The following is a 24,996-nucleotide window of genomic DNA, read 5'->3' as shown; positions in this document are numbered from 1 at the left end:
GATCAGCCCGCGTCCTCTTCGGTCTTTTCCTCGTCGCCCTTCAATTCGCCCAGCAGCTCGTGGAAATCCCTGGCCTCGCGGAAATTGCGGTAGACCGAGGCGAAGCGGACATAAGCAACGTCGTCCAGCGATTTCAGCGCCTCCATGACCAGCCGGCCGACCTCGCCTGAAGCGACTTCGGTTTCGCCCGAGCTTTCGAGCTGGCGCACGATGCCGGTCACGGCGCGGTCGATGCGCTCAGGATCGACATTGCGCTTGCGCACCGCGATCTCGACGGAGCGCAGCAGCTTGTCGCGGTCGAACGGCACCTTGCGGCCGGACTTCTTGACGACGACCAGATCGCGCAGTTGGACGCGTTCGAACGTGGTGAAACGGCCGCCGCAATCGGGACAGACGCGGCGCCTGCGGATTGCAGCGCCGTCCTCGGCGGGACGCGAATCCTTCACCTGCGTATCTTCGGACTGGCAATAAGGGCAGCGCATAGCAAGCCTTCGGTTGGCGATTCTCAGGTGGCGGAAGGCTTAGTGTCTTTTGCCGCAATGGCAAAGCGCAGAGCCCTCGTATCAGAGATAGCGAGCCGCAGGCACAATTGCCAGCGCCCTCCCCCGACGGCCAACTGCTTCAGGGCGCGACGTCCTTGGTCGGAAACCCGCATGACGTGCCGAGATTGCGATAGGCCTTGGTAAAGCCATCCATCGGGATGCTGGCGACGGCCTGCTTGCCGAAAGTCACATCGAGCGAGGTAACCTTGCGCATGGCCCGCAGCAAGGCAAGGCTGGTCTTGGCCTCATTGTCGACCATCCAACTGGGTCGACCACCGGCCGCCGCGATGGAGGTTACCGTCGCGGCAACCTTCACCCCGGGATCGCCGAAGGTCGCGGCTATCTTGCTGCCGGTCGGCAGGGTCTTGTTGTCGACGATGAGCATGATGGCCGGGTACGCATCAGGCGGCAGCGCGTCGCCAGTCGAGATCGACATCGTCAGAGAGCCCGCATTGCCGAGGCTGTCGACGAAAGCGGTCGAGGCGGCGCAGGTCTTATGCGCATCCTGCCCGGTATCGAGCGTGTCGATGATGGTGGTCCACCTGCCGAAGCTGTTGGTGACCGGCATATCGGCATTGGGCTGGGAGTTTTCCTGCGCGACCGCGCCGGCCATCGCGAAAGCGGTCAGCGGGCCAGACAGTGCGACGGCGGCAAGACGGAAAGTGCGCATCATCAAGTCTCCGGTAAGCCGCGCCGCCTACCGGGGAGCGGCGCGAAGCGTGAGGATAAAAGATGACGCGCGGCGCCCAGTCAACCGAGAGGGTCAACCGAGATAGGGGTAGAGCGGGAAGCGATCCGTCAGCGCCGTGACCTTGGCCTTCACCGCGGCCTCGACCGCACCATTGCCCTCGTCGGAATTCGCCACCTTCAGCCCGTCCAGCACCTCGGCGATCAGCTTGCCGATCTCGCGGAACTCGGCCTGGCCGAAGCCGCGCGTGGTACCGGCAGGCGTGCCGAGACGCACGCCGGAGGTGACGAAAGGCTTTTCAGGATCGAACGGGATGCCGTTCTTGTTGCAGGTGATGTTGGCGCGGCCAAGTGCTGCTTCCGCGCGCTTGCCGGTCGCGTTCTTCGGCCTGAGGTCGACCAGCATCAAATGGTTGTCGGTGCCGCCCGAGACGATATCGAGGCCGGTCTCCTGCAGGCTCGAGGCCAGCGCCTTGGCGTTGGCGACTATGCTTTCGGCATAGGCCTTGAAGCTTGGCTTCAGCGCTTCGCCGAGCGCCACCGCCTTGGCGGCGATGACATGCATCAGCGGACCGCCCTGCAGGCCGGGGAAAACGGCCGAATTCATCTTCTTGGCGATTTCCTCGTCATTGCACAGGATCATGCCACCGCGCGGACCGCGCAGCGACTTGTGGGTCGTCGTCGTCACGACATGGGCATGGGGCAGCGGCGAGGGATGCATGCCGCCGGCGACGAGGCCTGCGATATGCGCCATATCGACCATGAGATAAGCGCCGACCGCGTCGGCGATCTCGCGGAAACGCTTCCAGTCCCAGACGCGCGAATAGGCGGTGCCGCCAGCCAGGATCAGCTTGGGCTTGGTCTCATGCGCGGTCTTCTCGATGGCGTCCATGTCGAGCAGGTGATCGTCCTTGCGAACGCCGTAGGAGACGACCTTGAACCACTTGCCGCTCATGTTGACCGGCGAGCCGTGGGTGAGATGGCCGCCCGAATTCAGGTCGAGGCCCATGAAGGTGTCGCCGGGCTGCAGCAGCGCCAGGAACACCGCCTGGTTCATCTGGCTGCCGGAGTTCGGCTGGACGTTGGCGAAGTTGCAGCCGAACAGCCTTTTGGCGCGTTCGATGGCCAGTTCCTCGGCCACATCGACGAACTGGCAGCCGCCATAGTAGCGCTTGCCCGGATAGCCCTCGGCATATTTGTTGGTCATAATCGAGCCCTGCGCTTCCAGCACGGCGCGCGAAACGATGTTTTCGGAAGCGATCAGCTCGATCTCATGGCGCTGGCGGCCAAGCTCGTTGCGGATGGCGCCGAAGATTTCCGGATCGGCGTCGGCAAGCGTGGTCTCGAAGAAGGATTCGAATTTGCTGGTGGCTGCCGCTGCGTTTGACATGGCTTGCTTTCCCTTGGGGCCGGAGGTCTGCGAGGTCGCCGCGCCATTAACACAGTTGTTTGGGACTCGCCACGTTTGCGGCGCGAAATTTGCTGGCCGGTTTGCGGCAACAATGGCTCGCCGACGCTATTGGCGCGGTGCGCGGCCCCTGAGGATCGCTTCGGAGAAGGTGATCTCGGTAAACAGCTTGCGTGCCGTGTGGTCATTGATGTCGCCGCGGCGGAGCATGGCCTGCAGCTCGGCGCGCTCGGCCTGGATGCCGGCAAGCCTGAGTTCGATCTCGATCCGGCCGGATTCGCGGGCTTCGGCGCGGGTTTCGTCGGCGCCGTCGGACAAAGAGATGCGCCGCCGGTAGATGGATGCGACGCTCTCGGCGATCGCGAGCTTCATCCCTGCCGCCTCTCCTTCGTTGCCGTCGCTGGCGAAGCTTTCGATCCTGGCGATAGCCGCCTTGGCGGCACCAACCCTGGCCCGGCGCTCCTCGGCGGCGCCCGGGTGCTCGCCAGGCTCGACGAGGCCGCGCGCAACCGCCGGCAAGGCCAGGCTGGCTATCGCCAGCGAGCAGATGATGACGCCGGCGGCCAGGAAGATCACGACATCGCGGGCCGGAAAGGGCGAGCCGTCCTGCAAGGTAAACGGCAGGGACAGGATGCCGGCGAGGGTGACTGCACCGCGCACGCCCGCGATCGAACCGGCGAGCCTGACGCGAAAGCCAAAGGGTTCGGCCTTGCGCTTGCCAAGCCGTGCGGCAAGCACGGAGCCCATGTCGCCGATCCAGATCCAGGCAAAGCGCAGGCCGATCAGGCAGAGCGTGAGCAACAGCACCGTCAATGCCGGCTCGAACAGCCAGTGACGGGTCGTCAGTTCCGGCGGCACCTTGCGGATGATGTCGGGCAGTTGCAGGCCGAGCAGGATGAAGAGCGAGCCGTTGAACATGAAGATCAGCATCGACCAGAGCGAGATCGTCTGGATGCGCGCCGACACCGCCATGTGGCGGACGATGCCTGAATATCCGGTCAGAAGGCCGGCCGTGACCGCCGCCAGAATGCCCGACGCGCCGAAATGCTCGGCGATCAGATAGGCGACGAACGGCAACAGGACCATGACCAGCACCTGCGCTTCGGCCGGTGTGCCGGTGATGCGGCCGAGGACCTGTAGCGACTTTGCGGCAATGAACAGCGCCGCGACGCCGGCGAGAATGCCGATCGCGATCGCAAAGAGGAAACCCAGCGATGCCGCGGCGAACGAAAAGCCGCCGGTCAGCGCCGCCGCGACCGTGAAGCGGAACATCACCAGGCCCGAGGCGTCGTTGAGCAGCGACTCGCCTTCCAATATGTGCATCAGCCGCGCCGGGACGACATTGCGATCGACGATCGAGGACACGGCGACCGCGTCGGTCGGCGACAGCACGGCGGCCAAAGCGAAAGCGACGGCCAACGGGATGCTCGGCACCAACCAGTGCAAGGCGTAGCCGAAACCGACGATGGTGAAGAAGACCAGCCCGATGGCGAGATCGAGGATCGGAGCGCGCAGCGCGATCAGCTCGCGCTTCGGCGCCGAGAAAGCATCGCCGAACAAAAGCGGCGGGATGAAAACAAGGAGAAACAGTTCCGGATCGACATCGACATGCAGGCCGCGCGCCGGCCACGCAAGGGCCGCGCCGATGGCGATCTGCAGCACCGGCAGCGGCACGCGCACCAGCCGCACCAGCGCGCCGGACAGCGTCACGAAGGCGAGCACGACGAGGATGAAAATGGCGACGTCCATGGCGCGATTCCGGGTCTCTGCCGACCATGCGCAATTGCCGGTGTCGCGTCCAGCCGGGCGGCTTCATGCAGGTGGCCGGCCTTCCTGCACCTCAGATTGGGCGCAGAGCACTGCCGGGACAATACAAAAAGGCCGCTACGAGAGCGGCCTTTTTTCTTTAAATACCAGCTGCTTACTGCGCGGAGCTGATCTGCAGCTCGCTGGCACCGTCGAGGCCGTAAATGTCGTCGCGGAACTGCACCACGCCCGGAGCGGTGGACCAGGCCGACAGATAGAGGAAGTGCACCGGCACCGGATTGACGACCTGGATCGGCGTGTTCTCGCCGGTCTTGATCGCCGCCTCGAAATGCTGGCGGTCCCAGCCGGGCGTGTCGCGCAGGATCCAGGTGACGAGGTCGCGCACGTTCTGGACGCGCACGCAGCCGGAGGAATCGAAACGCATCAGCTTGCCGAACAGGCTCTGCTGCGGCGTGTCGTGCATGTAGACGCCGTCCGGGCTCGGGAAGTTGATCTTGACCGAGGCCATGGCATTGTTGCCGCCCGGATCCTGGCGGAAACGGTATTTCGCGGCATCATCCGTCGACCAGTCGATGGTCATCGGATCGACCTCGCTGCCGTCAGGCGCGAACAGGCGGATGTGGCTGTCCTTGAGGTAGTTCGGATCCTTCCGCATGAGCGGAATGATGTCCTTGCGCACGATCGAGACCGGCGCGTTCCAGTACGGATTGACGATGATTTCGTTGATCTTCGAGTTCACGATCGGCGTCTGGCGGTCGATCTTGCCGACGATCGCCGTGTGGCGCAGCACCACGCGATCGTTCTCGACCGCTTCGACCTGGGCGCCGGGAATGTCGACCAGCACGTAACGGCTGCCGAGCGTGCCGGCCTTCTCCTTCAGGCGCTGCAGGTTGGTCTGCAGCTGGCCGAGCCGGATCTGCGCCGACACGTTCATCGCCGTATACGTGTATTTGCCCATGGAGCCATCGGCAGGCAAGCCGTGGCGGAGCTGGAAGCGCTTCACGGCCGAGTCGACATAGGAATCGAAGGCCGTCGAAATGCCGGCGCTTTGCGGCAGGTCGCCCGAGACCATCAGGCGCTTGCGCAGCGGAACGACATCCGGATCGTCGACGCCGAGCTGCAATTTCTTGGTCGCCGGAACCTGCTCCCAGCCACCCTGGGAGACGATGTTCTGGTACTGCGCCACCGCCTGCTCGGTGAAGGCGACGGTCTGCTGGCTGAAGATCGGCAGCGTCGAGGCGACCTTGTTGGTGTCGTTGGTGCGGGCGTCAAACTGGTCGTCCCAATTGCCGCGTGTCGAGGATTTCAGAATGTCCCCGATCACATCCTGCGCGCTGGCATGGCCGGCGACCATCGCGGCGGCGAGCGCGGAGGCTCCGGTGAGGAAGAAACGGCGGCTGGTTCTCATGGCAGACATTCTTGGCTAATCGCTCTCGCTTAATTCGCTTGCCGGGCGGCTTGTCCGCACTCTAGGGGTGGCAAACTTAACAATTCGCCAACCATGATCCGCATCACCGGCCGCCAGAACAGGCCGCCGCCGCGCAGGTTCCAAGGAGGGCAGGGCATAGGCCCGCAGCATCACCCACAATCCGCATCCACCGCGATTATGGCGGCAACGTGGCCTTGGGCCGCGATTTGCTTGTGGCGAGGAGATCATAGAAAAGGGACCGAGGCTTTTCTGCACCGGTGTCTTGATCTTATCTCCCGGCCCCTACTTCACACGCTTCGGGCTGAGCGCTTTGAAAAAGGACCGGCGCGCTTTGGCACCAGCCCTTTGACACTTATTTCCTCGGGCCGCGCTTCTTCGGCGCGGATGTTCTGCCGCCGGTCGGGCGCCTCACATCCGGTAAGCAATCGTATCGTTCCAGAAGCGATCCAGGCGCTGCAGCGCGCGGTTCATCTGCTTGAACTCGTCGGTGTTGATGCCGCCGACCTGCTCGATCGAGCCGACATGGCGCTCGTAGAGGCCGGCGACGACGTCCGCCACCTCGTTGCCCTTCGGCGTCAGCGAGACGCGGACCGAGCGCCGGTCGATGCGCGAGCGCTGGTGGTTGATGAAGCCGAGGTCGACCAGCTTCTTCAGATTGTAGGACACGTTCGAGCCGAGATAGTAGCCGCGCGAGCGCAGCTCGCCGGCGGTCAGCTCCGAATTGCCGATGTTGAAGAGCAGCAGCGCCTGGATGGCATTGATGTCGGAACGGCCGTTGCGGTCGAACTCGTCCTTGATGACATCAAGCAGGCGGCGGTGCAGACGCTCCACCAGCTGCAGCGATTCCATGTACAGCGAACGGATAGCCTCGCGGCGATCGTCGGATACGTTAGCGGTCTTCGCCGCCGGACGCGAATTGATCATTGTCTTTGCCTCTCGTTTGTCGCCCGGTGATTTTTTTGTCTTTCACCTTGATCGCGACACTATCGAATACTCATAAAATTCGACTTAAACGCCAGGGCTAACAAGAGCTTACCGGCAAGAGGTTTCGAAAGACGCTTAACGGTCGGTCACCCGAGCAAGAACAATTAACCTAAAGATTTAGCCAATGGATTTCGGAGCGGAATGGGGCCGCGAAATCGGCCCCGAAGCCGGTGGTCCGGCTATTGGCGAAGCTGGCGCTTCTGCAGCCAGATGGTGACTCGAAAGACGATGTAGAGCAAGGCCACGCAGGCATGCGAGACGACGATCAGCAGCCGGTGGCCGAAGAGATCGGGGAAGCCGGCATACATCACCGTCTCGGTCACCGCGCAAATGAACCAGATCACCGGCCCCCAGGACGCGAGCATCCAAAGGCCGGCGGCGGCGAAGGGAAAGAACACTGCAAGCATGGCCGCCGCCACCTGCCAATGCACCGGCATCAGGTCGAAGCGCCACAGCTCGCCCGGATAAATTCCGATCAGCCGGATCCAGTAGAGAATGCCGAACAAGAGGCAGTAGCCGGCGATGACGCGCTGGAACCAGGCGAAGATGACCTCGGTGGTCGAGGGCTGCAGTACCACGCGCCGGGAGGTGACCTCGCTCACAGGACCAGCTCCTGGGCCCCGAGCGGCGCGAAATAGGCGTCGATGTCGGCCATGCGGACCTCATCCAGGTCTGCCGGCCGCCACGCGGGCTTGGAGCCCTTGTCGATGATGGCGGCGCGGATGCCTTCATAGAAATCATGACCGGCGAGCATGCGATTCAGGATGCGGAATTCCATCTTCATGCATTCGTCCATCGACAGCGCCTGCCCGGCGCTGATCTCGCGCCAGGCGACGTTGAGGCTGGTCGGCGAGCGGGTTCTGATCGTCGCCAGCGTCCTGGCGGCGAAGGCGTCGCCGGCGGCGGCTTGATCGAGGCTGGCGACGATGCCGGCGAGTGTGCCCTTCGAAAAATGGAGCGCGATCGAATCCAGGTCCCGCGGCTCGGTCTCGCGTTTCGCGGGCACGAAGAAGTCGCGCAACTCGGCATTGGCGTCGCCGTTTGTCGCCAGTTCGTCGAGCAGGCCCGCCTGATCGTCGGCTTTGATGGTGTGGGTGGCCAGCCCCGACCACAGCGCATCGCCATAGCGGATGCGAGTTCCCGTCAGGGCGAGATACATGCCGAAGCAGCCGCCAAGGTCGGGCAACAAATGGCTGGCGCCGACATCGGGGAAGAAGCCGATGCCGACCTCGGGCATGGCGAACTGCGCGTTCTCGGTCAGCACGCGATGCGAGCCGTGAAAGGAGATGCCGACGCCGCCGCCCATGACGATGCCGTCGATCAGCGCGACATAGGGTTTTTTGAAGCGGGCGATGCGGGCGTTCAGCCGGTACTCGTCGGCGAAGAAGTCGACAGGCGGCTTACCGGCGCGGCCGGCCTCATAGATGTGCAGAATATCGCCGCCGGCTGAAAACGCCCTGCCCTCGGCCTTGACGACGACAACTTCGATGCCCGTGTCCTGCTCCCAGGCGTCGAGCGCCCTGCCGAGCGCCTTGACCATGTTGTGGGTGACGGCGTTGAGCGCCTTCGGCCGTGTCAACGTGACCACGCCCGCTTTGCCCAAACGCTCGAAGCGAATCTCGTCGCCTCCGCCAAAGTCCATCACCAATCCCTCTCGGCCCTTTCAGGGGGACTGAAGTGCTAAAGGCGGCATGGGGATGCGTCAATGCCCGGATCACCGCGCTGGCGGGCGGCCGCGCCAGATGGTAGGTAACCGGCAAAGCACCGGGCCCGCGCCCGACAGGTTTCGAGCAGATCGACATGCCTGGAATTTCTCGCTTCGTGGTTGGATTGGTCGCTCTCCTGTGTCTGGGGGCGTCGGTCCGTGCCGCGACAGTCGCGGAACTCTACCAGGCGCAGACGATCGTCACCGGCACCGGAGACGTGAACCGGCAGATCGGCTTCAAGGATTGCCTTGACAAGGTGCTGGTCAAGGTTTCCGGCGACCAGCGGCTGACGCAGAAGCCGGAGATGCTGGCGCTGCGCGACAAGGCGGCCGACTTCGTCAAGTCCTTCCGCTACCACGACCGGTTCGCGGGAATTCCGATCCATGACGAGCAAGGCACGCATGACCGGCCGCATGATCTGACCTGCCTCTACAAGCCGGCCGTCGTCGACAAGCTTTTGGCACAGCTTGGCAGGAGGCCATGGCTCGACGAGCGGCCACCGATCGCCGTCTTCATGACCGTCGCGCAAGGCGCGCGGCATTTCGTGCTGACGCAAGACGAGGAGCGCGGCAAGGCGATGCGCGAATCCTTCGCCAATGCCGCCGATCCGCTGCTGATGCGCGTCACCTTTCCAAAGGCCAATCAACTTGCCGGCCTCGACGAGGAGGGCTTCTCCGGGACCGACATGGCAAGGCTCGACAAACTCGCGAAGAAAGCGGGAGCGGCCCGGGCGCTCGCCGGCAGCATTGTGTGGAGCGACAAGGAACTCGGCTGGATCGCCGACTGGCGCCTGGCCGACCGCGGCAGGTCCTATCGCTGGGAAGCGAGCGGCGTCAGCTTCGACGAGGCGTTTCGGGTGGCGATGAAAGGGGCGGCACAGATTTTGTCGGGGAATGGACAGCCCTGACGAGGGTTTCCTAGCCCCACGAAAATGGCGAGAGGAAACCGAGCCGCCCTGGCACAATCGTGTCGCATTGGTCACGGGCGGGGGCGCATGGTAAAAGCCGGCGCAAACGAGAGTTTTGGCGATGAACAAATTCACCCCCGCAAAGCCCGCCGGCGCGCGCAGCGTCGATGAGATCACCGGCAGCCGGCGGCTCAGGCGCATGCGCAAGGCCGACTGGTCGCGCCGGCTGGTGCAGGAGAACCAGCTTTCGGTGAACGACCTGATCTGGCCGATCTTCGTGGTCGACGGCAAGAACAGACGCGAGCCGATCGCCGCCATGCCGGACGTCTATCGCCTGTCCATCGACCTCGCGGTGAAGGAAGCCGAGCGCGCCGCCAGGCTCGGCATTCCGGCCATCGCGACCTTCCCCAATATCGAGCTGTCGCTGCGCGATCAGACGGGCTCGCACATTCTGGATCCCGACAACGTCATCAACCGCGCCACGCGGGCCATCAAGGACGCTGTGCCGGAGATCGGCATCATCACCGATGCCGCGCTCGACCCTTTCACCAGCCACGGCCATGACGGGATTTTGCGCGACGGCATCATCGTCAATGACGAGACGGTGGAGCAGATCACCGCAGCGGCCGTCATCCAGGCTGCGGCCGGCGCCGACATCATAGCGCCATCCGACATGATGGATGGCCGCATCGGCGCCATCCGCGACGCGCTCGATGCCAACGGTTTCCAGGACGTGGCGATCATGTCCTATGCGACGAAGTTCGCTTCGGCCTTCTACGGCCCATACCGAGAGGCGGTCGGCACCGCCGGCCTGCTCAAGGGCGACAAGAAAACCTATTACATCGACCACGCCAATTCGGACGAGGCGGTGCGCGAGGCCGAACAGGATCTCGCCGAAGGCGCCGACATGCTGATGGTGAAGCCGGGGCTCCCCTATCTCGACATCATCCGGCGGCTGAAGGACGAGTTCCAGATGCCGACCTTCGCCTATCAGGTGTCGGGCGAGTATTCGATGATCAAGGCCGCTGCCGCCAACGGCTGGATCGATGGCGAAAAGGCGATGCTGGAATCGCTGCTTGCACTGAAGCGCGCTGGCTGCGACGGCGTCCTCACCTATTTCGCACCGACCGTCGCGGGAATGCTGAAGGGCTGAGCCTCTCGGCAATCGAACTTCCAGTACACTGATCCATGGCAGCCGCGCGATCGCGATGCGCGCCCTTGCTTTGCGCGACCGCGGTCCATGGCGCTCGGGCGCGCACGGACCGAGATCCTGTGCTTGCCAAAATACTGCTTGCAATGCGCAATCGGTTACTCCATAACTGATTGCAAATCAAAACTGGTCTAGGAGCAAATCATGCCCAAGCTGCGTGTCAATGCTTTCACTCTGTCGCTTGATGGCTACGGCGCCGGTCCCGATCAGGATCTGGCCAATCCGCTCGGCATCGGCGGAGAAGGCCTACACAAGTGGATGATCGGCACCCGCACTTTTCGCGAGATGGTGATCGGCAAGGACGGCGGCACCACCGGCGTCGACGACGAATTCGCAGTGCGCAGCTTCGAGAATGTCGGCGCCTGGATCCTCGGCCGCAACATGTTCGGGCCGATCCGCGGCGATTGGCCGGACGATAGCTGGAAAGGCTGGTGGGGCGACAACCCGCCGTATCACGTGCCGGTTTTCGTGCTAACGCATTACAAACGCACGCCGATCGAGATGGAAGGCGGCACGACCTTCTATTTCATCACCGACGGTATCCATTCCGCGCTCGAACAGGCGAAGGCAGCGGCCGATGGCAAGGATGTGCGGATTGGCGGCGGTGTTTCGACCATCCGGCAGTATCTGCAAGAAAAGCTGATCGACGAAATGCACCTGGCGATCTCGCCAGTCCTGCTCGGCACCGGCGAGCATCTTTTCGGTGGCCTCGACATGCTGAAGCTCGGCTACCGCTGCATCAGTCAGGTCGCCACGGCAGACGCCACGCATGTGATGATCGGGCGGGCGTGAGGAGCCTAATCTCCCCCACAAGGGGGGAGATCGCAGCTTCACCGCCTCAATACTTCTCCGGAACGTAGAGTTCGCGCGGCAGGACCTGGCGCTCGTATTGCGGATTGAAGACGCGTTCCGGCAGCGTGATCTCCTCGTGCGGCACTTCCTCATAAGGCAATTGCTGCAGCAGGTGGTCGATGCAGTTCAGCCGCGCCCGCTTCTTGTCGTTGCCTTCGACGATGAACCAGGGCGCCTCCGGAATGTTGGTGCGGGCGAAGGTCTCTTCCTTGGCCTTGGTGTACTGCTCCCAGCGAACGCGCGACTGCAGGTCCATCGGCGACAGTTTCCACTGCTTCATGGGGTCATGGATGCGCATCAGGAAGCGCATCTGCTGTTCCTCATCGGTGATCGAGAACCAATATTTCACCAGGGTGATGCCGGAGCGGACCAGCATGCGCTCGAATTCCGGCACGTCGCGGAAGAACTCCTCGACCTGATCGGAATCGGCAAAGCCCATCACCCGCTCGACGCCGGATCGGTTGTACCAGGAGCGGTCAAACAGCACGATCTCGCCGCCGGCCGGCAGATGCGGCACGTAGCGCTGGAAATACCATTGCGACTTCTCGCGCTCGGTCGGCGCCGGCAGCGCCACGACACGGGCGATGCGGGGATTAAGCCGCTGGGTGATGCGCTTGATGACGCCGCCCTTGCCTGCGGAATCGCGGCCCTCGAAGATCACCACAAGCTTCTTCTTATGGTAGGCGACCCAGGACTGCAGCTTGATCAGTTCCGATTGGAGCCTGAGCAACTCGCGAAAATAGGTCATCCGCTCGATGGAGGGCGGATGCGACTTCTTGTAGATCTTGGCGATCTCGAGCGAGAGCGCCGGCTCGGAAATCTCCAGCTCATAGTCCTCGTCGAGCGTGTCCTCGAGTTCGGCTTCGAGCCAGTCCTTCGCTCCGGAATTCGGTTTCACTTCATTCATCGCGCAGCTCCGTCTGCCTGTCAGCCATCGTTGCCTGGGAATGCGCTCCGGCTCCGGCCGGATACGCAACACCGTGAGCCGACTGAGATACAGAGGCGCAATGACGGTTTTATTGCAAGCGCCCGACAACAGGCATCGACATAGCCGATATGTGATCGGCCCGTATCGATCGCGGGGCGACAAGCCACCGGAATTGTCCTACAAATCCCCTCGCCTGTTCCCGGCGCTCGCCACGGCGCTGCTTCAACAAATTGCGAGGACTGAGATGGAATACCGCACGCTGGGCCGATCCGGCTTGAAAGTCTCGACATTGACGCTTGGCACCATGACCTTCGGCGGCGCCGGGCCGTTCGCCGCCGTCGGCAATTCCGATCTTGCGGAAGCCCGGCGCATCATCGACACCTGCATCGATGCCGGCATCAATCTGATCGACACCGCCAATGTCTATTCCAACGGTATCTCGGAAGAGATCATCGGCGAGGCGCTTGGCGGCAAGCGCAAGAACGATGTGCTGATCGCCTCCAAGGCGCGCATGCGCATCGGCACCGGCCCGAACGACGAAGGCCTGTCGCGCCATCATCTGGTCCGCGAATGCGAAAAGAGCCTGAAGCGGCTCAAGACCGACGTCATCGACATCTATTTCGTCCACCAGTGGGACGGGCTGACGCCGCTGGAAGAGACGATTGCGGCCCTCGACACCTTGGTCAACCAGGGCAAGGTCCGCTATATCGGCTGCTCCAATTACTCGGGCTGGCAGGTGATGAAGGCGCTGGCGGTCAGCGACAGCCGCCATCAGGCGCGTTTCGTCACCCAGCAGATCCACTACACGCTGGAAGCGCGCGAGGCCGAATACGAATTGCTGCCGATCTCGGTCGACCAGGGCCTCGGCGTGCTGGTCTGGAGCCCGCTGGCGGGAGGCCTGCTGTCCGGCAAATATCATCGCGACAGCCCGACCGCGCGCCAGATCGGTGGCTGGAAGGAACCGCCGATCCGCGACGAGGACCGGCTGTGGCGCATCGTCGACGTGCTGGCCGATATCGGCAAGGCGCGCGGCGTCTCGGCGGCGCAGGTGGCGCTTGCCTGGCTGCTCGGCCGCCCGGCGGTAAGCTCACTGGTGATCGGCGTCCGCAATGAGGCGCAGCTCAAGGACAACCTCGCCGCGGCCAGCCTGTCGCTCGCCGACGAAGAACGCCAGCGCCTCGATGCGGTCAGTCGGCCGCCGCTGCTTTATCCCTACTGGCACCAGCAGTTCACCGCGCGGGATCGTTTCGGGCCGGCCGATCAGGTGCTCGATCGCTCTCACCCTTAAGGCGATCCCGGGAAAAGTGTGAAACGGTCAGGCCCGGCGCCCTCGCAGTGGCCTGCCGTCTGGAGTGGCGTCGAGGCAAAGGGACAGGGCGGTCAACCGCTCAACCGGCTATGAAGCGCCAGACTTCGGGATCGGGCTGGATCTGCCCGCTCAGCACGAAATATTTATAGAGGACGAGCAGCGAGATCGCCTGCTCGTCCTGCTGGTTGCCGAATTTGCGGCAATACATATTGGCGGCGGCGGTTATCTGTCCCGCTGCGGCGGGATGTTTTTCGAAATAAGCCACCTTCTCGACCAGATCGGAGAAATCCTGCTCCAGCGGCACGAAGTGGACATTGGGCTCGACCTGGGCTTCGGCAAACCAGGTTTCATAGGTCGGTTCCGGCATCAGGCAGAGCGAATTGGAACTCATGATCCATTTCAGGTTTGTCGCGACATCATTGCCTTCGAGCGAAACGATGTAGCGATAGCGCCGCTGCTCCTCGATGTTCAGGTACGGCTTGCGGTAGCCCTGCGGCGCGTCGGCCCGGTGGGAGCCCGCATCGCAGATCGGCAGGTTGGCGGCCTTTTCCACGAAGCGGGTGCGAATCGGATTGTTGAGATGACCGCGCCAGACCACCATCGGGCGCTTGGCGGAGAAAGGCAGGCTGTCGGGCGGCATGTAAAAGTGGCGGAACTTGTTCAGCTTCATCAGCACGCCGTTGGCGTTGTCGTCGCCGATCGGCCGGTCCTTGACGATCCTTGGAACCTCCGGAACGCCGATGACGTCGCCGAACTCGAAATCGATCAGCAGACCGGGATCGAAATAGCGGGCGAATTCCTTGAGGTCGTAATAATACATGCTGGACGAGGACGGCAGCTTGCCGACGGGTATCGCGTTCGGACTGGGCACGAACGGGTGTTCCAACTTGTTGTAGTAGTTCAGTCGTTCGCGAACCGTCTTGCCCGAGAGCCTGGCCTGCTCAAGCCGGTTGGCCAGGCGGTCGCGGAACAGGGACTGCGGTGCGCGGTCGCGCGCGAAATTGCGCGCGTAGTAGAACAGCTTTGCGGCGGTTCGTGAAATTGTGGCCATGCGTCCGCGCGTTCAGCAAGATGGTCAATGGTAGTCAGCCTTCATCCCCCGAGTCTCCTACAGCATTCTCCCGGCCATGTTGCAAGCCTGCTAATGCTTCCGGCCTTGCAATGATGCTTTCCTCCTCAGGCGGCGACCACGGCAAATCCCCGTGCGCGCAGCCCGCGCCTGTCGTCATGCAGCGAGGTGACAAGCCGGTCGCGGCTGCCCGCGATGTGGGCGGAAAGCAGGCGCGTCGCTTCGTCCGCGTCGCCGGCCCTGACGGCGGCGAGGATGGCATGATGTTCGGCCCAGGCGCGGCCGAGCGCCGTTTCATCCCGCACCTCGAGCCAGCGCGCGCGCGACAGCCTGGTCATCGCGTCGCGAACCGCCCTGAGCAGAAACTCGTTGCCGGAAAGCCTTGCCAGTTCGATGTGGAAATCCATGCCGACGCGATGCCACTCCTCGCGCGGCGTCTCGCTATCGCAAGAATCAAGCATCGCCGCGATCACCTCGACCCCGCTGCGGTCTTCGAGCGCGGTGGTCAGGCGGACGGCGGCCACCTCGACGGCCTCACGGTAGACGGCGATCTGCCCGAGTTCCGCAAGGTTGATCGGCGCCACCGTCCAGCCGCGGCCGTCGCGGCCGATCAACCCTTCCGTCTCCAGGCGCAGCAGCGCCGCCCGCACCGGCGTGCGCGAGGCGCCGAAACGGCTCTCGATCCAGCGCTCGGTCAGCCGCTCGCCCGGGCCGATCTCCAGCCCGAGGATCATCTCGCGAAGCTGTCTTTCGACATTCAGCATCTGCGACATTGCAGTTCCGCTTTCCAAAGCCGCATTGACAGCGGCAAGTGTCAGGTCCATGACGAATACCATCTTGGTATACCAAATCGGTATCCACAACAACCGGGATCACCGGCAGGCCTGACATGACCGACAAACCTTCCGAAACGGGCGGCTTCAACATCCATTGGCGGCGCAACCTCGCCGTCTGCTTCGCCGGCTCGTTCAGCACGCTTATCGCCATGACGCTGCTGCTGCCGTTCCTGCCGCTCTATGTCGAACAGTTGGGCGCCGAGGGGCATGCCGCGATCGTGCAATGGTCAGGCATCGCCTATGGCGCGACCTTCTTTGCCGCGGCGCTGGTCGCGCCGGTCTGGGGGCGGCTGGGCGACCGCTACGGCCGCAAGCTGATGCTGGTGCGCGCATCGTTCGGCATGGCGATCTGCATGTCCTTGACCGGCATGGTTCAGAGCGTTTGGCAACTGGTGCTGCTGCGGCTGCTGATCGGCTTTGCCGGCGGCTATTCGTCGGGCTCGACGATCCTGGTGGCCATGCAGACGCCCAAGCAGCGCTCGGGCTGGGCGTTGGGCGTGCTGGCAGCCGGCATTACGGCGGGTTCGCTGGTCGGACCGCTACTCGGTGGCTTGCTGCCGCCGCTGATCGGCATCCGCGCGACCTTCCTGCTTTCCGGCGCCGTCATCTTCCTCGCCTTCCTGGCGACGACCTTCCTGATCAAGGAAAATCCGCCGGCGCCCAAGCCTGTCTCGGCGGCAAAGGCCAAAAGCGGTTGGTCGCAAATACCCGACAAGCGGCCGGTCGTCGCCATGCTGGCCACCGGCATGCTGCTTGCCTTCGCCACCATGTCGATCGAGCCGATCATCACCGTCTATGTGCAACAGCTCATCGAGGACCAGAGCAAGGTGACGATAGTCGCGGGCGTCGTCATGTCGGCGGCGGCCCTCGGCACCATCCTGTCCTCGTCCTGGTTGGGAAAACTCGCCGATCGCGTCGGCCATTGGAACGTCGTGGTCGGCGCGCTCGCGGTTTCGGCGTTGCTGCTCATTCCGCAAGCCTTCGTCGCCAACGGCTGGCAATTGATCGGCCTGCGCTTCCTGATGGGCCTGGCGCTGGGCGGTCTCCTGCCCTGCATCACCAGCGTCATCCGTCACAACATCCCGGACGGTGTCGGCGGCAATGTGCTTGGGCTGGCGATCTCGGCGCAATATGTCGGCCAGGTCGCGGGGCCGCTCGCCGGGGGCTTCGCCGGCGGGCATTTCGGCATGCGCTCGGTGTTTTTGGGAACGTCGGCGCTGATGGCGCTCGGCGCGGTCTACAACTGGATTGTGCAGTCGCGACGGACGCGGCATATGCTGCTCGAGGCTGGCGAGACCTGACGGTCCGCTTCCTCGGCCAGCCACGATGGAGCCCCATGAGCGTACCGGCAAACCCTATCAACGGCGGTAGCCGCTTGCTCGTGCTGGCCGGTGGGCTTGTCGGCGCAGCCGGCGTGGCGCTGTCGGCGGCCGCCGCGCATCGCGGCGGCGCCTTCACCGGCACGGCGGCCAACTTCCTCCTGATGCATGCGCCGGTGTTCCTGGCCGTCGGCCTCGCCGGCGCCAACCGCTGCCTCAGGATCGCCAGCCTCGTGCTGCTGGCGGGCCTGCTCCTGTTCTGCGGCGATCTGCTCGCCCGCGACTTTCTCGGCTCGCGATTGTTTCCGATGTCGGCGCCGATCGGCGGCACGCTGCTGATCGCCGGCTGGGTGGCGATCGCCGTCTCGGCGCTATGGCGTCCTCGCCCTTAAACTATTTTCGGCTGCTCCGCCGCTTTCGCGCGGGCTGCTCGCCGGCGCGTCGCCGTTCCGGCTGCTCGGTTCCGGGCGTGATGCCCCAGTAGTTGCGGTAGATGTCCTGAAACAGATGACCAATCGGATGCATGCTGCTTCTCCTTCGCATTGAATCGATCCAACATATCGGCGCGAAAAGTGGCCGTGGCTCAGCCGCGCTTGCGCTCCACGATGAAGCGCAGCTCGCGTTTCCACGGGCTTGCCTTGCCGCGGCGCTTCTGGCTCGTTGCGGCCGAGGCGATGCCCCAATCGTTGCCGTAGATGTCCTCGAATAAAAAATTGACCGGATGCATGGCACCCTCCCTTCTGAACCTGTTCCAAACCAGCGGAATTACCGATTTGGATCGATTCAAAAATACGCCTCCTGCAATCGCAGTCAAGCGGAAATTTGAATCGATCCAATAAAAATGATAGATGGACCGGAGATCGATCCCCGTCCATGTATTGCAAAGGGCGGTCCCGGGAGAACAGAGATGACATCAGCGATCGAAGGCCAAGCTCGACCGATCCGGCTGGCGGATATCGCCAAGGCCGCGGGCGTCTCGCATGGCACGGCCTCCAACGTCTTCAGCCGCCCGGAGGTCGTGCGCCAGGAAGTGCGCGAGCGGGTCAAGGCGGTGGCGGAGGCGATGGGCTATGCCGGGCCGGACCCGAAGGGCCGCCTGCTGCGCGCCGGCAAAGTCAACGCCATCGGCGTCGGCACGACCGAGCCCCTTTCCTACTTCTTCGAGGATCCCTTTGCCCGCGTCATGATGGCCGGCATCTCGGAAGCCTGCGACGCCACGGGAGCGGGAATCGCACTTGTGTCGGCCGCCAACCAGGAGAAGCTCGCCTGGAACATCCAGAGCGCGCTGGTCGACGGCTTCATCCTGTTCTGCATCGAAGGCGGCTCGCGTCTCGTCGAACTTACGCGCGAGCGCAGGCTGCCGTTCGTGGCGCTGGAGCTCGGTTTCCATGATGAGACCATCTCGGCGATCGGCGTCGACAACATCGCTGGCGGACGGCTCGCCGCGCGCCATCTTGCCGAACTCGGACATCGCCGTTTCGCCGTGCTGTCGCTGACCCTCGGCGAGGACCGCACCGGTTTCGTCACGCCGGAAATGGTCCGCTCGGCGGTCTACACGGGAACGCGCGATCGTCTCGCCGGGTATTTCGAGGAGCTTTCGCGCTTCGGCATCGATACGGCGAAAATCCCGGTCTACGAAACCGAGAACGAGGAGAAGAGCACCCGGGCTGGCCTCGAGGCGATCTTCGCCAAGGGTGAGCCGCCGACCGCCATCCTTACGATGTCGGACCGCATGGCGCTGATCGCCATCGAATGGCTGACCGGGCGAGGTGTCAAGGTGCCGCAGGACGTCTCCATCGTCGGTTTCGACGGCGTGCCGGACGGCGCGCTGTGCACGCCGCCGCTGACCACGATCGCCCAGCCGATCACCGAGATCGGCCGCCGCGCCGCCCGCATGATCCTCGACCATGACGGCACGGTGCGGCGCGAGACGATGGGCGTCGAGCTGATCGTCAGAGCCTCGACCGGCCCGGTCCGCAAGGGTTGAGCAAAACTCAATAGCCTCCCGCCCTTGCCGGCAGCGGTCGGGCGCCGAACGGCGTGCGCGCAGGTTCCTCGCGCACCGGCCTGGCACGAGACGGGCCGAGGCCGGCAAGCCATTCGAGATAGAGCGCAAGCGCGAACTGCATGGCGATGCCCGCGGCGATCAGGAGCGTGTCGTAGGCAAGGCCGCCAGGGTTGATCAGCTTCAGCGCCTGCGCCGCCATGGCAAGCAGCGTGCCGGCAATGAACACCGGCAGCGAGCGCTTGCCCAGGATCGCCATCGGATTGTCGGGCCGGACGCGGAAGACGTTCGAGACCGCCGGCAACACGACGATCATATAGCTGACCGCGAGGATGTGCAGCAGCCGCGGCAGCGACAGGAATGTCTTGTCGAAGCCTCCGATCACCACCGGCAGGTTGAACCAGGTGATCTGACCCCAGAGCGGGCTGTGCACCCAGATCGCCGCGCCGACGACATAGACGCCGGCGGCACCCAGCAGCCATGGATTGAACGGGATCCGCCCGCCGCGCTTGACATGCAGCATGGCGGCAAGGCCGATGTTGAACAGGAACTGCCAGGACAGCGGGTTGAGGAACCAGAGGCCGGGCTCGGGATAGTTCGGCGGCGCAATCTGCCAGATGCCGGCAGCGAGCCAGACGAGACCGGACAGGATCAGTGCCGGCACCGGCCGATAGCTGACGAACAGCACGAACGCCGGCGCCGCCAGAAGTAGCGCGGCATAGACCGGCAGAATGTTGTTGTAGCCGAGCTGGTGGCCGAGCGTGACGATGCCGAGCAGCACTTGCGGCGTGTTGCGCATCAAGGGTTCGATGTTGATCATCGTCAGCATTTCCGGCCGGTGCGCGAACACCGCGGCAGCGCAGAACAGCGCTATCACCACCATCGTGATGACGATGTGGGAGATGTAGAGCACGCCGGCGCGCCGCCACATCTTCAAAGTCGCGAGCAACCGGCCGCCCGACTTGAACTTCGTCCCATAGGCCAGCGCCACCGAGATGCCGGAGATCAGCACGAAGGCTTCGGCCGCGTCGGAGAAGCCGAAATTCTTGTAGGTCCAGTTCTCGAAGACGGTGCCGGGCACATGGTCGACGAAAATGGTGAGCAGCGCGAGCGCGCGCAGCACGTCGATACGCGTGTCGCGCTCGCCGATACGCTTGTCGCGATCGTCGATACGCTTGTCGCGATCGTTGGAAACAGGGGTGGTCATCGACAAAAGGCCTCAAAGCTGGTTGTTCATAGCCAGCAATGCGACCCCCGGGCGCACCGCTTCGATTCCTCCCACGGGGGAGTGTATCGGCGCAGAAACGGACTGAAATGCGCCTGGTTCAATCAACTTTCGCGGAGCGCGAAAATATTCCGTTTTGAAGCCGGCAAATCAATGAATCTCTCATGGAATCAATTGGATATGAGCATGTCCGAATATAACGGCGAAAACAGCATTCTTCGCCGCGACCTCGCTTTCGCCTACCGCCTGTTGAGGCCGGTAAAGGCTAGCGGCGAATGCCTGTTCGTGCTGCACGGGTCCGGCGTCGACGAGACGACGATGCTGCCGCTGGCGATGCAAATTGCGCCACGGGCGGTGGTTGTCGCGGCGCGCGGCCGCATTCCGCAAGAGGACGGATTTCGTTGGTTCGAGCGGATCACGCCGACCAGTTTCGAACAAACCTCCATCCGTGCCGAGACGGCCGCCTATGCCCAGTTCGCAGCGGAAGCCGCGAGGCGACATGGGCTCGACCTACAGCGTGCGACCTTCCTTGGCTATTCGAACGGCGCCAACGTCGTCTCGAGCCTGATGCTGCTTCATCCCGGCCTCGTCAGGCAGGCGGCTCTCTTGCGGGCGATGCCGGTGCTCGACACGTCGCCGATGACCGATCTCGGCGGCACTCGCGTGCTGATCGTCGCCGGCGCCGCCGACACGACCTACGGCCCCTTCGCGCCGGCTCTGGTGACGCTGTTCAGCCAGCGCGGCGCCGAGGTCGACGCCCGCATTGTTCCTTCGGGGCACGAATTCGGCGATACCGACGCGGCGATCGTGCGGCAGTGGCTGGCAGGGCCTATGGCAGCCGCCTGAACTTCGAAGCGCTCGGAGGCGATTTGGATTCTTTGGTCAACTGATCCAGACATCAAGACTGCCCTAGGAGCATTCTTGGTCGACCGCGCCGAAAGCCTTAGCCCTGCCCCATCCTGTTCCAGGCATCCAGGCCCGCGATCTTGTAGGCCTCGGCCAGTGTCGGATAGTTGAAGGTGTTGTTGACGAAGAAGTCGACCGTGCCGCCCAGGTTGATCACCGCCTGGCCGATATGGATGAGTTCGGTGGCGCCCTCGCCGACGATGTGGGCGCCGAGCAGCCGTCGCGTCTCGACCGAGAACAACAGCTTCAGGAAGCCGCTGCTGACGCCCATGATATGGCCACGCGAAGTTTCGCGAAAACGCGCCAGGCCGACCTCGTAGGCGGCGCCGCTCTCGCGCACCTGCTCCTCGGATTGGCCGACGGTCGAGATCTCCGGCACGGCGTAGATGCCATAGGGAAAGCTTTCCGGCGGCGGCGGCAGGTTGACGCCGAAGGCGTGACAGGCCGCCACCCGGCCCTGCTCCATCGAGGTCGAGGCCAGGCTCGGGAAACCGATGACGTCGCCGGAGGCGTAGATGTTCGGCACACTGGTTTGAAAGGTTTGCGGATCGACCTTGATGCGGCCCCTTGAATCCGCCTCGATGCCCACTGTGTCGAGGCCGAGGCTGGCGACATTGCCGGTGCGGCCTGCGGCGTAGAGCACCATCTCTGAGCGGATGGTGCGGCCATCCGCCAGCGTTACCTCGGCGTGGTCGTGTTTCGAGGCGATCTCCTTCACCGTGCTGCCGAGACGGATGGTCATGCCACGGTCGCGCATCTGGTGGATGAAGTCGTCGACGATCTCGCGATCGATGAAGTCGAGGATGGTGTTGCGCGGCTCGACCAATGTCACCGGCACATCCAGCGCCGAAAAGATGGTGGCGTATTCGACGCCGATGACGCCGGCGCCGATCACGGTCAGCGTGCGCGGCAGACGATGGAGTTCCAGCATTTCGTCGCTGTCGAAGACGCGCTTCTTGTCGAAGGGCACATCGGCCGGCCGATGCGGCCTGGTGCCGACGGCGATCAGCGCGTTGGCAAAGCCGACCTCGCTGTAATCGCCATTGTCGGCGGTCAGGCTGACCTTGTTCGGCGTGAGGAACTTTACCGCGGCACGTGCGCTCCTCACCGTGTTGCGCATGAATTGGTGCTGCAGCACCTCGACCTCGTGGTCGAGCGTCTTGTGCAGCCGATCGACCAGATCGCTAATCGAAATGTCCTGCTTGACGCGGTAGCCGCGCCCGTAGAAGCCGCGCTCACGCCAGCCGGAGAGGTTGAGCACCGTCTCGCGCAGCGTTTTCGACGGAATGGTGCCGGTATGCACTGACACGCCGCCCAGCCGTCGGCCCCTGTCGACCACCAGCACCGATTTGCCGAGCTTGGCCGACTGCACGGCCGCGCGGCGCCCCGAAGGCCCGCTGCCGATGACCAGCATATCGTAGTCCATTGTCCCCGCCCTCTTTGTGCGCCGCAGCAAGCTAGACCGGGACGAATGTCATGTTCAACTGCCAACGCACCATTCCCGCGCGGCAAGACGAATTCGCCTGATGCAACCAAAAGCACGCGAAACCTTAACGCCACGGCAAGGGCTTGCGTGCAATGGTCCCTATCGAGGGATTACTGGGGTAGCAGAGTTGACCATTCTCAAAAGCGATGCGCTGCCTGGCACGGAACCAGGTTTTTGGTCCGGGCTGCGGAGCAGCGAAGTCCTCGCGGACCTGCGCGAGGGCCTGTTCCGCTTCATCGCGCTTGCCGTCGCCGCGCTCTTCGTCTATCGCGGCGTACACCAGCTGGTCATCGATCCAGGCCGCCTGAACGTCCTCCTGCTGATGATTTCCGATGCACTGACTTTCATTTGGCTGCTGCTGGCGCGCCGACCCATTGTCCGCGACTGGAGTCCCTTCACCGTTTTCGTCTCGTTGACGGCCGGTTTCGGCTCCGGCTTCGTCTCGCTGCAAGACGGCATCGAGATCATTCCGCTCTATATCGCGGCGCCGCTGCAGTTCCTGGCGCTGTGGCTGGTGATATGGGGCAAGATGTCGCTTGGCCGTTCCTTCGCCATCCTGCCCGCCAATCGCGGTGTCGTCACCGGCGGCGCCTACCGGTACGTGCGGCACCCGATCTATGCCGGCTATCTGGCCGGGCACATCCTGTTCCTGCTGTCGAGCTTCTCGGTCTATAATTTCGCCGTCTATGCGATCATCACCCTGTTTCAGGTCCATCGCATCCTGCGCGAGGAGCGCATCCTGGCGCTGACGCAGGAATATCGCGACTATCTCGGGCGCGTTCGCTACAGGCTCTTTCCCGGCATCTTCTGATATCGCGCCGGTCTGCTGGTCGGCACGTTCCTTGAATTTCGGGCCGCCCTCACCATCTGACAAGGCGGCAGCCGCCTTGTTGCGGGTGCCGCGATCGAGGAACGGACATGAACGCGCGCGTATTGGACGGTGAGATCATCACGACCAGGTTCGAGGACACCCGCGCCTATCGCGGGGTGCGGACAAGGCGCATCTTTGCCTTCCTGCTCGACTATTTCTTCGTCGCGCTGCTGACCATTCCGTTCGCCATCCTGGTCGCCATTCTCGGTCTATTGACCTTCGGCCTCGGCTGGGCGCTGTTTTCCGTGCTGGTGCCGATGGTCGCCATTCTCTACATCTGGAACACGCTGGGCAGCCGCGACCAGGCGACGACCGGCATGAAGATCATGGGCATCCGCCTGGAGAAGCTCGACGGCAGCCGCATCGATGGCATGACGGCGGTGGTGCACTCGGTGCTGTTCTGGGCCGCCAACGTCGTCCTGACGCCGCTGGTGCTCTTGGTCACGCTGTTCTCCGACCGCAAGCGCACGCTGCACGACCTGCTGCTCGGCACCGTGGTCACGCGCACCGACATCTGACGGTGTCCACGGCCGCGTTCATCAGACCGCTGCGCCGCCTGTGCTCAAATATGAACAGGCCGAGGCCCTCGCGGCATCACAATCCTGTTGAATTTTTCGGCGACCGGGCCAAAGGTAGGGCGATTCGCAGGAGCGTTTCCAAGATTAGATGACGCAGCATCCGACCCAGTCGCCGCAGTTCTTCCTGACCGCGCCGTCGCCATGCCCTTATCTGGAGGGACAGTTCGAGCGCAAGGTGTTCACGCATCTCGTCGGCGACAAGGCGTCGGAGATGAACGACCTTTTGACGCAAGGCGGCTTCCGGCGTTCGCAGAACATCGCCTACCGCCCGGCCTGCGAGTCGTGCCGCGCCTGTGTGTCGGTGCGCATCCTGGCGCAGGAATTCGAGCCCAGCCGCAACATGCGCCGCGTCATCCAGCGCAATGCCGATCTGGTCGGCGCCATGCATGACGCGCAGCCGTCCACCGAGCAATATTCGCTCTTCCGCAGCTATCTCGATGCCCGCCACCGGCGCGGCGGCATGTCGGACATGACCGTGCTCGACTACGCGATGATGGTCGAGGACACCCATGTCGACACCAAGATCATCGAATACCGGCGTCGCGGCCCCGACACCTTCATCACCGGCAAGGGTCAGGGCGAACTGATCGCGGTGGCGCTCACCGACAAGATGGCCGACGGGCTGTCGATGGTCTATTCCTACTTCAATCCCGACTTCGAGGACCGCTCGCTCGGCACGTTCATGATCCTCGACCACATCGCCCGCGCCAAGGCGATGGGCCTGCCCCACGTCTATCTCGGCTATTGGGTCAACGGCTCGCGCAAGATGAGCTATAAGATGCGCTTCATGCCGCAGGAGCATCTCGGCCCGAAAGGCTGGGAACGCTATGAGCACGAAGCGGTCAGTCGCTGAATAGTTTTTCCAGAACCCGACCTTAAACTGTTTCCACGGAGGGGACCCTGGTCTTTCCGCCGTCGCGCGGAGAGTGTGCAATCGCGCCGATCGGCGTCACTCCGCCTCATCTTGAGAAA

Annotated in this window: 26 protein-coding genes; 11 read left to right on the top strand and 15 right to left on the bottom strand. The window is 63.6% G+C overall.

All coding sequences use genetic code 11. From position 1 onward, the window contains the following. Positions 1–2: 2 nt before the first annotated feature. From nrdR to F3H96_RS11475, 8 genes are all read right to left on the bottom strand, one after another. Positions 3–482: a transcriptional regulator NrdR gene (gene nrdR, locus F3H96_RS11510; RefSeq protein ID WP_149801861.1), complete on the bottom strand. Its 480-nt coding sequence runs from the start codon at positions 480–482 to the stop codon at positions 3–5. A gap of 139 nt (positions 483–621) precedes the next feature. Beyond that, a complete protein-coding gene (locus tag F3H96_RS11505; protein ID WP_244619967.1) occupies positions 622–1,215 on the bottom strand; it encodes a hypothetical protein in 594 nt (197 codons plus the stop codon). A 90-nt stretch (positions 1,216–1,305) separates the two neighbouring features. Beyond that, the gene (gene glyA, locus F3H96_RS11500) at positions 1,306–2,619 is read right to left on the bottom strand and encodes a serine hydroxymethyltransferase (RefSeq protein ID WP_149801860.1); all 1,314 of its coding nucleotides are present in this window, start codon (positions 2,617–2,619) and stop codon (positions 1,306–1,308) included. Positions 2,620–2,745: 126 nt separating this feature from the next. Next, positions 2,746–4,386: a Na+/H+ antiporter gene (locus tag F3H96_RS11495; protein ID WP_149801859.1), complete on the bottom strand. Its 1,641-nt coding sequence runs from the start codon at positions 4,384–4,386 to the stop codon at positions 2,746–2,748. Positions 4,387–4,558: 172 nt separating this feature from the next. Then, positions 4,559–5,812: a L,D-transpeptidase family protein gene (locus F3H96_RS11490; protein WP_149801858.1), complete on the bottom strand. Its 1,254-nt coding sequence runs from the start codon at positions 5,810–5,812 to the stop codon at positions 4,559–4,561. A gap of 429 nt (positions 5,813–6,241) precedes the next feature. Further along, positions 6,242–6,757 (bottom strand): winged helix DNA-binding protein, encoded by a 516-nt coding sequence (locus F3H96_RS11485; protein ID WP_013896002.1) that lies wholly within the window; start codon positions 6,755–6,757, stop codon positions 6,242–6,244. A 239-nt stretch (positions 6,758–6,996) separates the two neighbouring features. Next, complete coding sequence (locus tag F3H96_RS11480) at positions 6,997–7,419, bottom strand: DUF6163 family protein (RefSeq protein WP_149801857.1); 423 nt, start codon at positions 7,417–7,419, stop codon at positions 6,997–6,999. Continuing rightward, on the bottom strand, positions 7,416–8,459 hold the full coding sequence (locus tag F3H96_RS11475) for an enoyl-CoA hydratase/isomerase family protein (protein WP_149801856.1): 1,044 nt from the start codon (positions 8,457–8,459) through the stop codon (positions 7,416–7,418). Before F3H96_RS11475 ends, F3H96_RS11480 begins: the two co-directional genes overlap by 4 nt. Positions 8,460–8,617: 158 nt before the next feature. Here F3H96_RS11475 and F3H96_RS11470 point away from each other — a divergent pair, with 158 nt between their 5' ends. The 3 genes from F3H96_RS11470 (at position 8,618) to F3H96_RS11460 (ending at position 11,432) form a co-directional block, all read left to right on the top strand. Further along, complete coding sequence (locus F3H96_RS11470; RefSeq protein ID WP_149801855.1) at positions 8,618–9,430, top strand: DUF2066 domain-containing protein; 813 nt, start codon at positions 8,618–8,620, stop codon at positions 9,428–9,430. A gap of 121 nt (positions 9,431–9,551) precedes the next feature. After that, on the top strand, positions 9,552–10,583 hold the full coding sequence (gene hemB, locus F3H96_RS11465; protein ID WP_149801854.1) for a porphobilinogen synthase: 1,032 nt from the start codon (positions 9,552–9,554) through the stop codon (positions 10,581–10,583). A gap of 201 nt (positions 10,584–10,784) precedes the next feature. Then, a complete protein-coding gene (locus F3H96_RS11460; RefSeq protein WP_149801853.1) occupies positions 10,785–11,432 on the top strand; it encodes a dihydrofolate reductase family protein in 648 nt (215 codons plus the stop codon). Between the two features lie 46 nt (positions 11,433–11,478). On the opposite strand, the gene ppk2 is transcribed toward F3H96_RS11460, so the two are convergent. Further along, on the bottom strand, positions 11,479–12,399 hold the full coding sequence (gene ppk2, locus F3H96_RS11455) for a polyphosphate kinase 2 (protein WP_149801852.1): 921 nt from the start codon (positions 12,397–12,399) through the stop codon (positions 11,479–11,481). A 265-nt stretch (positions 12,400–12,664) separates the two neighbouring features. Here ppk2 and F3H96_RS11450 point away from each other — a divergent pair, with 265 nt between their 5' ends. Further along, the gene (locus F3H96_RS11450; RefSeq protein ID WP_149801851.1) at positions 12,665–13,708 is read left to right on the top strand and encodes an aldo/keto reductase; all 1,044 of its coding nucleotides are present in this window, start codon (positions 12,665–12,667) and stop codon (positions 13,706–13,708) included. Between the two features lie 100 nt (positions 13,709–13,808). Here the strand turns inward: F3H96_RS11450 and F3H96_RS11445 are convergent, their stop codons facing one another. Further along, positions 13,809–14,780 (bottom strand): glycosyl transferase family 90, encoded by a 972-nt coding sequence (locus tag F3H96_RS11445; RefSeq protein WP_149801850.1) that lies wholly within the window; start codon positions 14,778–14,780, stop codon positions 13,809–13,811. A gap of 125 nt (positions 14,781–14,905) precedes the next feature. Further along, complete coding sequence (locus F3H96_RS11440; RefSeq protein ID WP_149801849.1) at positions 14,906–15,571, bottom strand: GntR family transcriptional regulator; 666 nt, start codon at positions 15,569–15,571, stop codon at positions 14,906–14,908. A gap of 116 nt (positions 15,572–15,687) precedes the next feature. Here F3H96_RS11440 and F3H96_RS11435 point away from each other — a divergent pair, with 116 nt between their 5' ends. Beyond that, entirely contained in the window at positions 15,688–16,935 is a 1,248-nt protein-coding gene (locus F3H96_RS11435) for an MFS transporter (RefSeq protein WP_149801848.1), read from the top strand. Between the two features lie 35 nt (positions 16,936–16,970). Then, on the top strand, positions 16,971–17,345 hold the full coding sequence (locus F3H96_RS11430) for a DUF423 domain-containing protein (RefSeq protein WP_149801847.1): 375 nt from the start codon (positions 16,971–16,973) through the stop codon (positions 17,343–17,345). Position 17,346: 1 nt separating this feature from the next. Here the strand turns inward: F3H96_RS11430 and F3H96_RS31505 are convergent, their stop codons facing one another. Both F3H96_RS31505 and F3H96_RS11425 read right to left on the bottom strand, forming a co-directional pair. Beyond that, complete coding sequence (locus F3H96_RS31505; RefSeq protein ID WP_280177773.1) at positions 17,347–17,478, bottom strand: hypothetical protein; 132 nt, start codon at positions 17,476–17,478, stop codon at positions 17,347–17,349. A 58-nt stretch (positions 17,479–17,536) separates the two neighbouring features. After that, on the bottom strand, positions 17,537–17,680 hold the full coding sequence (locus F3H96_RS11425; RefSeq protein ID WP_149801846.1) for a hypothetical protein: 144 nt from the start codon (positions 17,678–17,680) through the stop codon (positions 17,537–17,539). Between the two features lie 180 nt (positions 17,681–17,860). Between F3H96_RS11425 and F3H96_RS11420 the strand changes: the two genes are divergently transcribed. Continuing rightward, positions 17,861–18,940 (top strand): substrate-binding domain-containing protein, encoded by a 1,080-nt coding sequence (locus tag F3H96_RS11420; protein WP_149801845.1) that lies wholly within the window; start codon positions 17,861–17,863, stop codon positions 18,938–18,940. 7 nt (positions 18,941–18,947) lie between these two features. Here F3H96_RS11420 and opgC read toward each other — a convergent pair whose 3' ends face one another. Then, positions 18,948–20,165, bottom strand: coding sequence for an OpgC domain-containing protein (opgC, locus tag F3H96_RS11415; protein ID WP_149801844.1), 1,218 nt, complete (start codon positions 20,163–20,165; stop codon positions 18,948–18,950). A gap of 204 nt (positions 20,166–20,369) precedes the next feature. On the opposite strand from opgC, the gene F3H96_RS11410 reads away from it, so the two are divergent. Continuing rightward, complete coding sequence (locus F3H96_RS11410) at positions 20,370–21,029, top strand: alpha/beta hydrolase (protein WP_149801843.1); 660 nt, start codon at positions 20,370–20,372, stop codon at positions 21,027–21,029. 97 nt (positions 21,030–21,126) lie between these two features. On the opposite strand, the gene sthA is transcribed toward F3H96_RS11410, so the two are convergent. Further along, positions 21,127–22,515 carry a Si-specific NAD(P)(+) transhydrogenase gene (gene sthA, locus F3H96_RS11405; RefSeq protein WP_149801842.1) on the bottom strand — a complete coding sequence of 463 codons (1,389 nt, stop codon included), beginning with the start codon at positions 22,513–22,515 and terminating at the stop codon, positions 21,127–21,129. Positions 22,516–22,702: 187 nt separating this feature from the next. Between sthA and F3H96_RS11400 the strand changes: the two genes are divergently transcribed. From F3H96_RS11400 to F3H96_RS11390, 3 genes are all read left to right on the top strand, one after another. After that, entirely contained in the window at positions 22,703–23,386 is a 684-nt protein-coding gene (locus tag F3H96_RS11400) for an isoprenylcysteine carboxylmethyltransferase family protein (RefSeq protein ID WP_244619966.1), read from the top strand. Between the two features lie 107 nt (positions 23,387–23,493). Then, entirely contained in the window at positions 23,494–23,964 is a 471-nt protein-coding gene (locus tag F3H96_RS11395) for an RDD family protein (protein ID WP_149801841.1), read from the top strand. Positions 23,965–24,112: 148 nt separating this feature from the next. Beyond that, complete coding sequence (locus F3H96_RS11390) at positions 24,113–24,877, top strand: arginyltransferase (protein ID WP_149801840.1); 765 nt, start codon at positions 24,113–24,115, stop codon at positions 24,875–24,877. Positions 24,878–24,996 lie beyond the last annotated feature (119 nt).

This window comes from Mesorhizobium sp. NFR06, from assembly GCF_900115245.1.
Classification (GTDB): Bacteria; Pseudomonadota; Alphaproteobacteria; order Rhizobiales; family Rhizobiaceae; genus Mesorhizobium.
This window is presented reverse-complemented; position numbering and strand designations above follow the sequence as displayed.

Excerpts from the sequence above, each read along its gene's own strand:
- F3H96_RS11445 (WP_149801850.1), bottom strand. The coding sequence starts at position 14,780 with ATGGCCACAATTTCACGAACCGCCGCAAAGCTGTTCTACTACGCGCGC.
- ppk2 (WP_149801852.1), bottom strand. The coding sequence starts at position 12,399 with ATGAATGAAGTGAAACCGAATTCCGGAGCGAAGGACTGGCTCGAAGCC.
- F3H96_RS11410 (WP_149801843.1), top strand. The coding sequence starts at position 20,370 with ATGTCCGAATATAACGGCGAAAACAGCATTCTTCGCCGCGACCTCGCT.
- F3H96_RS11430 (WP_149801847.1), top strand. The coding sequence starts at position 16,971 with ATGAGCGTACCGGCAAACCCTATCAACGGCGGTAGCCGCTTGCTCGTG.
- opgC (WP_149801844.1), bottom strand. The coding sequence starts at position 20,165 with ATGACCACCCCTGTTTCCAACGATCGCGACAAGCGTATCGACGATCGC.
- F3H96_RS11435 (WP_149801848.1), top strand. The coding sequence starts at position 15,688 with ATGACCGACAAACCTTCCGAAACGGGCGGCTTCAACATCCATTGGCGG.
- F3H96_RS11450 (WP_149801851.1), top strand. The coding sequence starts at position 12,665 with ATGGAATACCGCACGCTGGGCCGATCCGGCTTGAAAGTCTCGACATTG.
- F3H96_RS11490 (WP_149801858.1), bottom strand. The coding sequence starts at position 5,812 with ATGAGAACCAGCCGCCGTTTCTTCCTCACCGGAGCCTCCGCGCTCGCC.
- F3H96_RS11470 (WP_149801855.1), top strand. The coding sequence starts at position 8,618 with ATGCCTGGAATTTCTCGCTTCGTGGTTGGATTGGTCGCTCTCCTGTGT.
- nrdR (WP_149801861.1), bottom strand. The coding sequence starts at position 482 with ATGCGCTGCCCTTATTGCCAGTCCGAAGATACGCAGGTGAAGGATTCG.
- hemB (WP_149801854.1), top strand. The coding sequence starts at position 9,552 with ATGAACAAATTCACCCCCGCAAAGCCCGCCGGCGCGCGCAGCGTCGAT.
- F3H96_RS11460 (WP_149801853.1), top strand. The coding sequence starts at position 10,785 with ATGCCCAAGCTGCGTGTCAATGCTTTCACTCTGTCGCTTGATGGCTAC.
- F3H96_RS11425 (WP_149801846.1), bottom strand. The coding sequence starts at position 17,680 with ATGCATCCGGTCAATTTTTTATTCGAGGACATCTACGGCAACGATTGG.
- F3H96_RS11395 (WP_149801841.1), top strand. The coding sequence starts at position 23,494 with ATGAACGCGCGCGTATTGGACGGTGAGATCATCACGACCAGGTTCGAG.
- F3H96_RS11390 (WP_149801840.1), top strand. The coding sequence starts at position 24,113 with ATGACGCAGCATCCGACCCAGTCGCCGCAGTTCTTCCTGACCGCGCCG.
- F3H96_RS31505 (WP_280177773.1), bottom strand. The coding sequence starts at position 17,478 with ATGCATCCGATTGGTCATCTGTTTCAGGACATCTACCGCAACTACTGG.
- F3H96_RS11475 (WP_149801856.1), bottom strand. The coding sequence starts at position 8,459 with ATGGACTTTGGCGGAGGCGACGAGATTCGCTTCGAGCGTTTGGGCAAA.
- F3H96_RS11485 (WP_013896002.1), bottom strand. The coding sequence starts at position 6,757 with ATGATCAATTCGCGTCCGGCGGCGAAGACCGCTAACGTATCCGACGAT.
- glyA (WP_149801860.1), bottom strand. The coding sequence starts at position 2,619 with ATGTCAAACGCAGCGGCAGCCACCAGCAAATTCGAATCCTTCTTCGAG.
- F3H96_RS11505 (WP_244619967.1), bottom strand. The coding sequence starts at position 1,215 with ATGATGCGCACTTTCCGTCTTGCCGCCGTCGCACTGTCTGGCCCGCTG.
- F3H96_RS11440 (WP_149801849.1), bottom strand. The coding sequence starts at position 15,571 with ATGTCGCAGATGCTGAATGTCGAAAGACAGCTTCGCGAGATGATCCTC.
- F3H96_RS11420 (WP_149801845.1), top strand. The coding sequence starts at position 17,861 with ATGACATCAGCGATCGAAGGCCAAGCTCGACCGATCCGGCTGGCGGAT.
- sthA (WP_149801842.1), bottom strand. The coding sequence starts at position 22,515 with ATGGACTACGATATGCTGGTCATCGGCAGCGGGCCTTCGGGGCGCCGC.
- F3H96_RS11495 (WP_149801859.1), bottom strand. The coding sequence starts at position 4,386 with ATGGACGTCGCCATTTTCATCCTCGTCGTGCTCGCCTTCGTGACGCTG.